At 44.5% G+C, this 13671-nt stretch carries 14 protein-coding genes; 12 read left to right on the top strand and 2 right to left on the bottom strand.

The genetic code is table 11. The annotated features are described in order from the left end of the window. Positions 1–69 precede the first annotated feature (69 nt). Both WC615_RS00410 and WC615_RS00405 read left to right on the top strand, forming a co-directional pair. Entirely contained in the window at positions 70–570 is a 501-nt protein-coding gene (locus WC615_RS00410) for a thioredoxin family protein (RefSeq protein WP_372976163.1), read from the top strand. A gap of 184 nt (positions 571–754) precedes the next feature. Then, positions 755–3748, top strand: a complete 2994-nt coding sequence (locus tag WC615_RS00405) for a lantibiotic dehydratase (protein ID WP_372976162.1) — start codon at positions 755–757, stop codon at positions 3746–3748. Here WC615_RS00405 and WC615_RS00400 read toward each other — a convergent pair. Together WC615_RS00400 and WC615_RS00395 are read right to left on the bottom strand one after the other, a co-directional pair. Further along, positions 3745–4473, bottom strand: a complete 729-nt coding sequence (locus WC615_RS00400; protein ID WP_372976161.1) for a LytR/AlgR family response regulator transcription factor — start codon at positions 4471–4473, stop codon at positions 3745–3747. The two genes, WC615_RS00405 and WC615_RS00400, sit on opposite strands and share 4 nt — an antisense overlap. Next, the gene (locus tag WC615_RS00395; protein WP_372976160.1) at positions 4470–5525 is read right to left on the bottom strand and encodes a sensor histidine kinase; all 1056 of its coding nucleotides are present in this window, start codon (positions 5523–5525) and stop codon (positions 4470–4472) included. The genes WC615_RS00400 and WC615_RS00395 overlap by 4 nt, the downstream gene beginning before the upstream one ends. A gap of 124 nt (positions 5526–5649) precedes the next feature. Here WC615_RS00395 and WC615_RS00390 point away from each other — a divergent pair, with 124 nt between their 5' ends. From WC615_RS00390 to WC615_RS00345, 10 genes are all read left to right on the top strand, one after another. After that, positions 5650–5829 (top strand): hypothetical protein, encoded by a 180-nt coding sequence (locus WC615_RS00390; protein ID WP_372976159.1) that lies wholly within the window; start codon positions 5650–5652, stop codon positions 5827–5829. A 93-nt stretch (positions 5830–5922) separates the two neighbouring features. Continuing rightward, positions 5923–7080 carry a hypothetical protein gene (locus tag WC615_RS00385; RefSeq protein WP_372976158.1) on the top strand — a complete coding sequence of 386 codons (1158 nt, stop codon included), beginning with the start codon at positions 5923–5925 and terminating at the stop codon, positions 7078–7080. A 249-nt stretch (positions 7081–7329) separates the two neighbouring features. Further along, positions 7330–8013, top strand: coding sequence for an RteC domain-containing protein (locus tag WC615_RS00380; RefSeq protein ID WP_372976157.1), 684 nt, complete (start codon positions 7330–7332; stop codon positions 8011–8013). A 152-nt stretch (positions 8014–8165) separates the two neighbouring features. Next, a complete protein-coding gene (locus WC615_RS00375; protein ID WP_372976156.1) occupies positions 8166–8741 on the top strand; it encodes a hypothetical protein in 576 nt (191 codons plus the stop codon). Then, complete coding sequence (locus WC615_RS00370; RefSeq protein ID WP_372976155.1) at positions 8738–9079, top strand: DUF4134 domain-containing protein; 342 nt, start codon at positions 8738–8740, stop codon at positions 9077–9079. The genes WC615_RS00375 and WC615_RS00370 overlap by 4 nt, the downstream gene beginning before the upstream one ends. A gap of 10 nt (positions 9080–9089) precedes the next feature. Next, positions 9090–9404 (top strand): DUF4133 domain-containing protein, encoded by a 315-nt coding sequence (locus tag WC615_RS00365; protein WP_372976154.1) that lies wholly within the window; start codon positions 9090–9092, stop codon positions 9402–9404. A gap of 2 nt (positions 9405–9406) precedes the next feature. Continuing rightward, on the top strand, positions 9407–11860 hold the full coding sequence (locus WC615_RS00360) for a TraG family conjugative transposon ATPase (RefSeq protein ID WP_372976153.1): 2454 nt from the start codon (positions 9407–9409) through the stop codon (positions 11858–11860). Between the two features lie 9 nt (positions 11861–11869). Beyond that, a complete protein-coding gene (locus WC615_RS00355; protein ID WP_372976152.1) occupies positions 11870–12241 on the top strand; it encodes a hypothetical protein in 372 nt (123 codons plus the stop codon). 59 nt (positions 12242–12300) lie between these two features. Continuing rightward, a complete protein-coding gene (locus WC615_RS00350) occupies positions 12301–12984 on the top strand; it encodes a conjugal transfer protein TraI (protein ID WP_372976151.1) in 684 nt (227 codons plus the stop codon). Next, positions 12971–13663, top strand: coding sequence for a hypothetical protein (locus WC615_RS00345; RefSeq protein ID WP_372976150.1), 693 nt, complete (start codon positions 12971–12973; stop codon positions 13661–13663). Before WC615_RS00350 ends, WC615_RS00345 begins: the two co-directional genes overlap by 14 nt. Positions 13664–13671 lie beyond the last annotated feature (8 nt).

Genomic DNA, 13671 nt, shown 5'->3' with positions numbered 1-13671 from the left:
CGCTCACTTGAGATGAATAACGAATAACCTAATTAACGGACTTCACCATCCGGACATAAATTAAAAAAAATGATAAAAGTACAAATTGGACAATGCATGCCTAAATATACAATCAGGCTGCGTAATTTATTCATCTTCATGGGTTTTCTGCTGATTAATATCCCGCTGGTAAGTAACGGACAGGATGCCGGCAAGAAAAAGGCGGATATTCGTTTTTTGGAGAACTCCCTATCTGTGGCTATGCAACAGGCAAAAGCCCAACAGAAGATCATTTTTGTGGATGCCTTTACCGTCTGGTGCGTTCCCTGCAAACAGTTGCGAAAAACAACGTTCAAAGACCCGGAACTTGCGGCCTATTTCAATAACAATTTTATTAATGTCTCTCTTGACGCCGAGAAGGGCGAAGGCATTCCTTTTGCGGCCAGGTATAGCCTGAAAGGATACCCAACGTTATACTTTATCAACGCCGAAGGAGAACTGATCGCGAAAAATGAGGGCTTGATTAATGCAGCGGCGCTTTTAGCGTTAGCGAAGCAAGTAACAGAAGCAACATCTGCAGTGAAGGAGTGATATAACTGAGGTAAAGTGAACAGCCTTTGGCGATATATTGCGTGAGGTTCAAGCATGGGAAAACCGGGCAGATGAAATGTCGTGATCAGGAAACGTCTCTATCAGAGGCAGATAATGGTAAATCAAATATCGAGTTAGGTGCTGATTTGCGCCCGGTAAAACTAAAGATTTAGCCTGGCTGATCATGAAATATCTTTTCTCAGAACATGTGCTTTTAAGGATGCCGGTGAATAGCCCACCTGGTTACGCTGCAAGTCAGAAACATTTTTTAAGCGATCCCTTTTTCCTGGCAGCAATCAGGTTAGCGAGCCCTTCATTTTACGCTTCATTAGAAAGAAGGGCCTTCCAGATCGCCAGGCTATCTGAAAAGGAAGCCAACAGCTTACAAAAATACATCAACCGCTATTGTTTTCGGCCGACACCTTTCGGCCTGTTTGCTTCAGTATCGCTCGCCGAATGGTCAGCTCAAACTTCGACCCAACCTATTTCTAGACAATTGCAGGCTTACGTTACCCCTTCCATGGCATTTCAAACGCTGTTAAGCAAGGGTTTATTGGACAATGAATTACAGCCTGCATCTGTCTTTGAGAGCAATCCTTCGATATACCGGGTAATGAATGAATACCGGTTTTTCCGGACCGGCCTTGATGAAAATGGTAAAAAACGGGACTACCAGCTGCAGTCCATCGCGTTCTCCAGGCTACTTAAAGAGCTGGTTACCGATTGTCGAGATGGATGTTCCCGCCCGGAGATCTCCGATGCTATCATGCGTGCTGCGCAATGTACAAAGGAAGAGGCTGAAGAGTACGCTGATTTTCTTATTGATTCTCAACTCCTCGTTAACCGGCTTCGCCCATCGATCACTGGCCCTGAATATCTGATGCGTTTGGCGGCAAAAATGAACGATGGCCCAATGAAAGCTAAAATAAGGACTGTAAAGGCACGTCAAAATCAGATTATAGATCTTAACCCGGCTGCCGTGGAAAAGCTGGAGCAGGACCTAACCGGTATAATGACCGGATGGGAAACCGCTACTGATAAGTTGAATGTGATTTTAATGAACAAAGCTCCGGGCATTACTCTTGATACCCGGCACCAGGCATCGCTTTGCGACGGGATAGCTGCACTGGAATTACTTTGCCCAAAGGGCGAAGTGCCGGCCCTCACGCAATTCATGCATAACTATCAGCAGCATTTCGAGGGCCAGGCCGTACCGCTTTTGCTGGCGCTTGATCCGGAGGCAGGCGTCGGCTACCAGCAACCGGAATCAGAAAGGAATAACCCGTTGCTTGAAACACTGCATATTCCTTATAGGAACAAGTTACCGGCAGAAGGCAACTGGTCAACGGTACACAGTCTATTAATGGAAAGCTGGCTGAGCATCAACCTGGCAGACCCGGTGATCCGGCTCAATGATACAGATCTTGAACGACTGAAAACCATTGCCGCCCCACGGCAAATGCTTGGCATGTCGGTACTATTCCGTATTTCGAACGATAAACTATTGATAGAAAACGTTGGAGGCGTTAATGCTCCGGCACTAATGGGACGGTTTACGGTGGCGGATGAAAAAATAGCGGCGGCGGCGCAATCGATGGCGCAAAACTTAGCGGCTCAAAACCCAAACATCATCTTCGCAGAGTTGCTTCATCTTTCCGATCCGCATACCGATAATATCAACCGCAGGGCACACGTTTATGCTTATGAATTGCCGATCACGGCGGTCTCGACCTTGCCCGAAGAGCAGCAAATCCAGCTTTCTGATCTTTATATCCGCATGGTCAACAACACGGTAATTCTCTTTTCGGAAAAGCACCAAAAGATCGTAATACCGCGACTAACCACTGCTTATAACCATAGCCTGAATAAGCTGCCGCTGTTCCGCTTTTTAGCCGACCTTCCGTATCAGCACTTTCACTCTGCCCTCGGACTGGACCTGTCTCAATTTTTCCCGAACCTGCATTTTTACCCCCGGGTAGAATATAAGAGTAGCATCTTGTCACCTGCCACCTGGATCATTCAAGATACACAGCTCGCCCTACTCAAAGGTTATGACCAGGATAATAATATAGCAGTTTTCAAAAAGTTAAGCCACGAGATCCGTTTAGCCCGTTATTTCTCCCTTGCAGAAGGAGACCAGGAGCTGGTTTTTGATAGAGATCGTGAAGAGGATGTTTTATTCTTCTGCAATTGTATCCGGCAAAAGAAATACGTGGTCCTGAAAGAATTTTTGGATCAGAAAGAAGTCAGGCAATATAATGCGTTCCTGCTACCGGCCGGTCCGCTCAACCTTCCCGCAATCCCGGACCGAAAAATAACCACTGCAAATGCCCGGCGTAAATATATCCCCGGCTCGGAATGGCTTTACCTTAAAATATATGCGCCGAAGATCGGCATTAACCGCTTATTGCTGCGATTGCGTCCTTTGATTGTTAAACGATATAACAACGACAAGATCAGGCAATGGTTCTTTATCCGTTATGAAGACCACGCCCCGCATATACGTTTGCGGCTAAAGGTTAATACTGTATCGATCAGCGAAGTCCTGCTGGCGTTTAAGAGCAGGCTGGAAGACCGTATTCAACAGCATGTGATCCGGGAGTACCAGATCGATGTCTATACCCGGGAATTGGAACGATATGCCGCCGGAGGCATAGAAAATACCGAACGCTTTTTTTGGGCCAGCAGTGAACTGGTCATGCATTTTCTTCAGCAGGTAAAAACAAAGCCGGCGACCAGTACGCATATGTTTGCGCTTTACTCCACTCAAGTGATGATCAATGTGTTCATTCCCGGACTTGATGAGCAAATCAGTTTTACTTTAAACAGTTTCCAGCAATTCCGGCCAGAGTTCACAGACCGACCGATCAAGGTGGAACTGGATAAAAAGTACCGCGAGTTAACACCTGAAATCATCAATGCTTTTGGGCTTGCCGATCCTGCCTTACACAGCGGCTCATTGAGAGCTGGCAGGGATTTCATAAAGAGCATGGAACCCATACGGGCGCAATTGGCAGGTGCCCAGGATGCAGGCTACCTCCGCAGCATTATCCATATGCATCTAAACCGCATTTTCACGGATGAATCCCGTAAACAGGAAATGATTTGTTATTACCTGCTGCATAAATACCTGCTGTCTGTTAAGGGGCGTAACAAACGAACCGATAAAACCAACTAACGATCAGTTTTAACAAGATGCTCGTCCATCAGGTCGAGAAACCGTTGTTTGTAATAATCACCCATAACCAGCGCTTCTCCATTTTGCATTCTGACCTGGGCGCGTTCAATAACTTTTACAAAGTTAACGTTAATCATAAAAGAGCGGTGAATGCGGGCAAACAGGGGTTTAGGCAAATGGCGTTCGATCTCCTTCATGGTCAAGTAAGTCATGTGCTTACCGTCAACAGTGTGGATCTGGATATAATTGATCGCACCTTCAATATAGATCACTTCATCAAATTTGATTTTGACCATCCGGCCCTTTACCTCGCTTTTGATGGTGAAAAAGTCTTCCCTGATGGGGTAAGCGTTTTTAGCCGTCAATTTCATTTTCCGTTTCGCATGATGGATGCATTTGGCGAACCGTTCATAGGTAATTGGCTTCAATAAATAGTCGAACGCTTCTCTTTCAAAAGCCTCCAGCGCGTATTGCGGGAAGGCAGTGGTAAAAACGACCGTTGTATAAAGATTGACCATACCGGCCAGTTCCATGCCGGAAAGCAGGCGCATGTCGACATCAACAAACGTAATATCGGGTGCGTTTGCACTAGTCAGCTCATCCAGCGCAACCACCGGGTCGAGGGAAGAACCCCGCAATTCCAGACCGGGTGTTCGCTCAATGTATTCTTTCAGCAGCGTAATTGCTCCTGCTTCATCATCTATTACATAGCAGCTGATGTTCATAGTTCAATGGTTAGGTTTACAATAAAAAAATCAGTTTCATTCGTGGTCAGCAAACGGTAGTTCTGGTGGTAATAGTTGCTAAGCCGTTTTTCAATGTTCTTAAGGCCGAGTCCTGTATTCGGATAAAGGTTCGTATTCCGCTTTTTATTGCGGGTCTCAAAATGCAAATGGTTTTCCTTCAGTTCAAGCAGTATGCCAGCCGGATACTTTTTATCACCCAGGTCGCCGTGTTTCATCATGTTCTCCACAAGCGTGATCAAAATGAGCGGTAAAATTTGGACGGTGGAAAGCTTACCTTTTTTCCTAAAACGGAGATGAAAATGTTCCCGAAACCGCATGCGGCATAGTTCAACCAAGTTTTCTATCTGCCCCACTTCCTGACTTAGCAAAACAGTGCGGTTATCATCAGCGCTGACCAGGGAATAGCGCATTAGGTCAGCCAAACGGGAAACACTGTTTCCGGCATCGGCAGATTCTTTATAAACCTCATTGTAAATAAAATTCAAGGAGTTAAATAATAAGTGCGGGCTGATCTGGTTTTGGAGATAAGCGTTCTCAACGGAAATGAACTTATTTTCGAGCTCTAAAGTTTTGGCGATTGATTTTAATTGCTCAGTTTCCATCTGGTGATTACGTTCTCTAAACCGAATCATATAGAGCATGGACCAATACGCGATACTCAAGCCAATAAAATAAAACCCTCTCCAAATATTTGTTACGGCATAGACCTCAGTAAGCTTGATATGTTTAACGATGGGATGCTCAGGGCTGGCAATCAGACAGTCAAGTGAAAATTTGATAATTAAGTATGCGGTTAGTTCAATGAAGGTTAGGGTGATAGAAATGAGGTAGGGTTTTGACGTTCTAAAAAATGCAAAATCTAGTATAAGGTGTGCATTTAAATAAAACAGCACTATGTTAAGCGGATAGAAAACAAGAAAGTTCGTCAGCCGCCCCATTGCACCTACGGTAAAATGAATAAATGTCAGCTCGTAGCTAATAAATATTAACCAAAAAATAAGATGGCGAATAAGGATAGGCTTTCTCGTCATTACTAACTTTATTTATGTCATTATAATACCATTGATAATTTTCTACATATAGCAAAACCCTCTCAGCGTAACAAACTTCAGCGAGATTTCATGACTGGATAGTTTTGAGTCAAAACTTAACGCCATGAAAAATAATAAGTCAAAAAAACTGACCCGAGAGATCAGTACGATCTGTGATTTCAAATCGCCGACGATCAGAACAGTCTTTGGTGACACAGAAACGGGAACCGATCCAACCAACATTACCATTATTACATTAACAACTGTTAATACGCATCAGGCTGGTCAAAAGTTAACTGCATAGAAAATTATTTGCCGTTTGTCCTCAAAAACCTCGCTCATGTAGTCTGGGTCGATAATTATACATTAACTATATGTTAACCAAGTTGTTTGCATTTTGCTTAGATCCGAAATTAATGAACTCGAAAATTCGGTCGGTGCAATTATAAATGAAACGAGCACCGCGAACGATATCAGCTTTCAAAAAAGGATAGCTGAACAGGTTACTTATGTCCAAAAGCTTTGCGATGACCTGAAGAAAAAATGGACGCATGAGTTGTTAAGCAATGCGAAAGAGCAGGTCATCAAACGGTATGTACAATATCACCAGGCCGGTATCATCCAGCTTGCCGATGAGGTCAGCAGGCAAATCCCGGCCTCCGGCTTTTCGGAGGAGGAAGTTGAAATAATGAAAAACGCCTATAGGCAACTAACTGCTAACCTGGAGCAGGTACTTGAATTTCTTCGTCATCGTTTTTATCAATATTTCGATATTGACCATAAGGCAAGCATTTACCATTGCACCCTTTTATTTTTGAGGTTCGCTTCATTTGAGCATGAACTTATTGCCTATCAAAATCCATCGGTGGATCATTCATTGATTGAAGTCGTCCTCACTTCAGTTCATGAAGTAGCAGCAGAGGGTTTCGTTTCAGGGATATCGTACCGGCAGGCAGACCAGTCGGTCAATTTGCTTCGTATGACCCACCAGCTCTTGTTGTGTGGTACAAATACGACCACTGCAAGTCTTGTTCATGCGCTTTATCAGCAAAATCTGAATACGTTGCATTTTTTTTATTGGTACCAGCGTTACATTTCACTACAAATCAGCCAGGCCGGTGCGAAAAACCAACAGTATGATCTGGTCGATGAACAGCTCAAATCGCTAACCGGGGTTTTTGTAAACCCTGAAAAGGCGCTGCAAACCGAATTGCTTTCAATTGATCTGCTGATCATTCCGTGGCTTCAGGAACAAGCCGGTTCATCCGATCAAATAAAAAAAGGGAAGTCTGGCTTTCAGTTACCGCTTAACCTATCGGTACCTCAATTTGCTTTGTTTATCCGGATATTTTACAAAACCGGATGTTTTCCGGTCGAGAATGTTGCCATGATCATCCGTTTCTTCACGGAACATTTCACCACGAAGAAGCAGCCGCATATATCGCATAAAAGCTTTGGCCGGGCCTTTTACAATCTTGACCAATCTGCCGCTGCGGTTGTTCGTGATTTCCTGCAAAAAATGCTCAGCTATCTTAATAAGACTTATTTCCCTTAACCAAAAAACAACTATGGAAAAATGATACACACGAGGCTTTGTTTGAGACACCTGTTTCGGCTAACGGGTGGCAAAGCCGAAAACTAAAAGGCTAAAACGATGATAACTAAATTTAGTGAGCGGCTATACGCAGACCTAAACAGGGATCTTAATGAATTGGTGCTCGAGGAGGATCAGGTGATCAAAAGGCTGGAACGGTCAATCCACGTATGTTTAAAATACCTCCGTAAATTAAAAGACTATTGCAAATTGAACGACCCCGGTACGCCGGCTGAAGAGATCGTCTTTTTCAAACACATCAAACCAAAGTTCAAATCGCAGCTGATCTTCTATCAGTCCCTGCTGAATATCGAAATACGGAAACCTATTGGTGACGGCAAGGTGGTATCCGACTACTTTGCCAATGAGATCAAGATCCTTTACCATTTCTTCGAGAGCAACCTTTCTTTTTATCAGTATGTACGAACACAGGCTACCTACCTCGATGAATATTATTTTGTGCGTGGAAACTATGATGTACATCTCGATCCGGATCAATGCGTCATAGATTTCGATCCTACGTTCAGCACTACCCACGATCACAAACTCGCCCAGGTGCTGGCCAGCGAACTGATGCAGGAACATCTGGAGCAGGCTATCCAGAAGATCGGCCAGAAAGATGCCATCATGCAACTAGATTCTGAATTCAGGGATTTTGACTGGAAACAAACGAAATGCGCCCTGATCGAACTGATCTATTGCTGGCATGCTACGGAAGCATTCGGAAAAAAGAATCTCAAGAGCATCGTCAAGTTTATCGAGAAGTCCTTTAACATATCCCTGGGGAACTTCTACGACACCTATGATTGGCTATGCGGCCGGCCCAGTCCGACGGTTTATATCGATGAAATGAAAAGCGCCTTTTTGCTGCGCCTGCAAAAAAAGCTTAGGTAAAAGGTTCAAAAAGCGGCTAATTGCCGCTTTTTTTATTTAACCCCAAAAAACTTGCAATCCGAGTCGGACAAACTCGGAGGGTTTCGGCAGTCCATATTCAGAATTTTGTCCTGTCACCGTCAGTAATTAAACGGGCGGATAAACTAAGTATTATGCTACATCAAATTTCATGGTTCACTTATGGGTCAGCTATATTTTTAATAGCAATTGTCTATTACGCATATGTAGGATTGACCTTTTACAAGACAGAATTGCATGGCATTATCTATCGCCTGACAGGCAGGAAGCCGGCCGTAAGCAAGTTTTCCGACGGGGATTTTCAAATTCCCGGTTACAGCGTTGCCGGTGCCATAAAACCGGAGGAGGTGGATTTTGTGGCACAGGAGGATCTGTCATTCGGGCCGCCGGACGAAACGGAAACACCGGTCATTCCAACGCCGGTAAAAAATGAGCAGGATATCCACCTGCTGGGTGAATTTTCAGAGATGCTCTCTGAGGTTAAAACGCTCATCCGTGTAATTAACGAATCCAGCGAAACAAAGGAAAACTTTGAAATGCTTTTCCGGCTGATCATCCAGAAATATTACTCATTGGCAGGAACGGCCTACGAAGAACAGGTAAACGATTACCTGATCATCGAAGGTGCTGACCAGTTTCCCTTTTCCCTGACATTAATTGAACTCCAATCACTTTGGACTAACGAAGCACACGAAAATCAACCAGCATGAAAAAGAACACACTTAAGGTTAAGGAGACCTTACAAAGGGCATCCAGGTGGGTGTCTACGCTTATCGGATTAATTATTGTGGCCGGGCAGGCCGCCTTCGCCCAGGACGGCAACGCCGGAATAAACCAGGCAACTTCCCAGGTAAAGAGCTATTTCGATACCGGTACCAACCTGATGTACGCCATCGGCGCGATCATCGGCCTTGTGGGTGCCATAAAGGTTTACAAAAAATGGAACGATGGCGAACATGATACCGGCAAGGTCGCTTCAAGCTGGTTTGGCAGCTGCATTTTCCTGGTAGTTGTTGCTACCGTTTTAAAATCATTTTTCGGGGTTTAAATTATTTTATATGCCAGTTTATCAAATCAATAAAGGGATTAATAAGCCCATAGAGTTTAAAGGATTAAAAGCACAATACATCGGCTATCTGGCTGGTGGGTTGGTTGGCCTGCTCGTCTTGTTCGCAAGCATCTATATATGTGGGCTACCTGTTTATTTGTGCATTCTCACTATATCAGTTTTAGGTACCGGACTTTTTTATCAAGTCTTTAAACTTAGCCATAAGTACGGACAGTACGGACTGATGAAACGTTCGGCTAAACGATATCTTCCGGGTTACCTGAAGTTCAACTCACGTAAATTATTTACCCGATTAAAGAAATAGTTATGTCAGCATTCTCAAAAGCAGAAAAAATTTTCCCGATCTATAAAGTGGAGCACGATTGTATGGTTTCTGTACAGGGAGATCTGACGGTGGCCTACGAAGTCGCCTTACCGGAAATATTTACGCTCTCAGATGAAGATTACGAAACGTATCACCAGTCGTGGATCAGAGCGGTAAAAGTATTGCCAAAGCATAGCATCGTCCATAAGCAGGATATTTTTATGCGTAACAGTTATGCGGGGGCCCAGGGCTTACCGGAGAATTTTTTAACCACGTCGGCAGACCGCCACTTTAAAGGGCGGGCCTTTCTTGATCACACCTGCTATTTGATGCTCACAAAAAAAGCTGATGACCGAAAACAAGCCAACAGCGGGTTCTCCGGCATCATGCGCAAAAACGTCAGCCCTAAACAAACGACGGATGCCAGGGCCTTACCAGAATTTCTGGAAAAAACGGGCCAGTTTGAGCACATTCTATGCGACAGTGGGTTTGTGAAAGTCAGAAGGCTTGGTGACGATGAGTTAAGCGGAACAAAGTTATCCGCAGGTTTACTGGAACAATATTGTTTCCTGCAAAGAAAGGACGAACTACCGATGCTAAAGGATATTCATTTAAAGGACCGGCTCCAGATCGGTGACCAGCATGCGCAGTTATTCACGCTTGGTGATGCTGAGGACCTTCCAGCCTTGTGTGGCAGCCGGATCACATACGATAAATACTGCACTGATAAAACAAAATTCCCTCTAGGATTTGCCGCGCAACTCAACTTATTGCTGAACTGTAACCATATTTACAATCAATATCTCTTTATTGGAGATACCGGGAAAACCATCAAAGAACTGGAAGCCAAAAAATTGCGGCTTCAGTCATTATCGGCGTACAGCAGGGAAAACGCGATCGGCAGGGATGCAACCAATGACTTTTTAAACGAAGCAATCAGCCAGCAGCGTTTACCGGTCAAAGCGCATTTTAATGTATTGGCCTGGACCGATCAACCTGATAGTATGCAGGATATTAAAAATATGGTTGGTTCAGCCATGGCACAAATTGGCGCAAGCAGCAAACAAGAATCTGACGGTGCCGCGCAGATCTGGTGGGCCGGTATTCCCGGCAACGCTGCGGATTTTCCGGTAAACGATACCTTCGACACTTTTTTGGAACAGGCCACCTGCTTTTTAAACCTGGAGGGTAATTACAGGAGCGACCCACCGGCAACAGGCATTCGTTTTTGTGACCGCCTGACCGGCAAGCCTTTTTATATCGATCTGTTTGACGCACCGCGTAACAAAGGTATCACTTCCAATATGGGTATGCTGGTTTGCGGAACTTCCGGTGGCGGTAAGTCTATGACGGTTAACCATATTTTGCGCTCACTCTATGACCAGGGCGCGCATTGCGTAACGGTTGATATCGGAGGTAGTTATAAAGGCTTATGCGACCTGGTGGGCGGCTATTACTTCACCTATGAGGAAAGCAACCCGATCCGGTTCAATCCATTTTATTTACCGGAAGGCCAGTTTCTGGATACCGAGAAGAAAGAAAGCCTGAAGGCATTACTTGTTACACTTTGGAAACAGGAGAATGAAAGTTTTATGCGAAGCGAGTACGTGGCGCTATCCAACGCCTTACAGGGCTATTATGAACATTTGGCCAACAATAAAACAGTATTCCCGGGCTTTAATTCCTTTTATGACTACCTGCAAAACCACTATGTTCAGATCCTAAGGGAGCAACGTGTAAAGGATAAAGACTTTGACATCGACAATTTTCTGTACGTGCTCAGGCCATATTATAATGGCGGGGAATTTGATTACCTGCTCAATGCCACTGAAAACCTGAACCTGCTGGATCAGCGGTTCGTGGTCATAGAACTGGATTCTATTAAAGACCATCCCATTCTCTTTCCAGTTGCCACCTTGCTGGTGATGGAAATGTTCCTTTCCAAGATGCGGAAATTAAAAGGCATCCGAAAAGTCCTCACTATTGACGAAGCCTGGAAAGCTATAGCGAATTCAGGTATGGCCGGGTTTATCCAATATGCCTTCAAAACCATGCGTAAATTCAATGGCGTACCTAATGTAGCTACCCAGGAACTGGATGACCTGATCAGTTCGCCGATCATCAAGGATGCCATCATTAATAATTCCGATATCCGGATAATGATGGATATGCGAAAGTTCATGAACAAGTTCGATAAACTCCAGGATACGCTTGGCATGTCTGACAAGGGTAAACAGCAAGCCTTGTCGGTCAATAAGGATAACAGGGAGATCTATATCGAGCTGGGAGGACAGGTAATGAAAGTGGTCAAGAATGAACTGTGTCCCGAAGAATACTATGCTTATACGACCGAGGGTAAAGAGCGGGTCAAAGTGCAGGAATATGCACTGCAACATGGCAGTATCGAAAAAGGGATTGCAGCCCTGGTCCAGGAAAATCAAACAAACATTAACTAATAAAAGGATATGAAACCGTTAAAATTCATCATTTTAATTTCCTACTTATTGCTGGCTGTAGCCTGCAATAACAGAGGAGAAAATTCTATCGCCGGTGTTTATGTAATGAGTTTTAAAAATGACTACAGCACTGCAACGGATACCATTATTATTGAGGCTTATAATATAGAAACTAAAACTTTTCTGGTGGAACGCAGAGACGGCTTCCATCGCATTCGCGAGGGGAAAATCTTACCTAAAGAATATAAGCAACAGCACTGGATCGCGACATTTAACGAAGAAAAACAAGCACTGCAGGAAACGGAAATTGGCAAACAAATTTACATTAATCAAGCTGCAGGCACACTATCGTTCGGTGCCACTTACCGAAAGATCAAGTAAGAAACGATAACAAATCATCATTAAAATTCGATCTGCTGAACAGCGGAAAGGGAGGTGCTATGAAAATTTTAAAAGTAACATTACCGGTGAGCCTGGCTATCGTGCTGGTCTCGTTCAATGCCGAAAAGGCTAATGCACAATTTGTCGTTAGCGAGGTCATTAAGCTGACCGTGACCAAAGTGATCAAAGCGATCGACCTAAAAGTGCAGCGCATGCAGAACCAAACGATCTGGCTGCAAAACGCACAGAAAGTATTGGAAAATCAGCTTTCGCGCTTAAGGCTTACCGAGATCTCGAACTGGACCAGCCAGCAGCGGCAATTGTATAGTGGTTATTATGATGAGCTGTGGAAAGTGAAGGCAACGATCACTTATTATCAACGGATCAAAGACCTGACAGTGAAACAGATTGCGCTGGTTGCTGAATATAACCGAGCCTGGGGAATGCTCAAACGAGATCAGCATTTCAACGCTGCGGAATTGTCAGCTATGCAAAGTGTTTATTCCGGGATACTTTCAGCAAGCGTTGACAATCTTGATCAAATCCTCCTGGTGGTTAACCCGGGAAAAACCCAAATGAGCGATGAGCAGCGGTTGGAACTGGTTAATCGCGCCGGTAATCACCTGGATGAAAACTACGACGACTTGCGACGTTTTAACATGCAAAACCAGGTTTTGAGCCTGCAACGCAGTAAAGAATTAGGCGACACCAAAACAACCCAGGCACTTTATGGAATCAATTAAAGAGATAAAAGCGCGGTCTGCCGGTATCCGGCAGCGTGCCAGATCGTTGTTGGTGTTTTCGCTCATTACGGCAATCAGTACGGGAATGGCAGCCAAGGCAAATGCCCAGACGTTTGCGGAGTGGTTTTCTCAAAAGAAAACGCAGAAAAAGTACCTGTTACAACAGATCGCCGCTTTGCAGGTTTATTCCGGCTATCTCAAAAAAGGTTACAGCATCGCTTCCAATGGGTTGGGCAATATTTCCGGTTACCTCCAATCAGAGAACAGTTTACACACGACTTATTATAAACGCTTGAAAACTGCCGACCCAGTGGTGAAAAATGACCCGATGGTCAAAGCGATCATGTCCTGGCAACAAGACATCCTGGAGCGAACACAGGAGATCAAACAATCCAGCGGGATGACATCAGCCGAAAAAAACTACTTGTCAAAAGTTTGTGCGGCTGTATTGGCGGACTGTGATCAACAGTTAAACACCCTGCAAAATGTCATCAGTGACAATAAGGTAGAAATGAGTGATGCGGAGCGGTTAACCCTGATCACCAAGGTCCACGCTGCGATGCAGGCAAATTATAAATTCACTTCCGGCTTTTCCGCGCAGGTGAAAATACTGGCTGTCAGGCGTGAACAGGAACAGGCGCAGCTGGCTGTCTCTGAACAAGTTTATGGTATTAATTAAGCTAATAG

Source organism: Mucilaginibacter sp., from assembly GCF_041663085.1.
GTDB lineage: Bacteria > Bacteroidota > Bacteroidia > Sphingobacteriales > Sphingobacteriaceae > Mucilaginibacter.
This window is presented reverse-complemented; position numbering and strand designations above follow the sequence as displayed.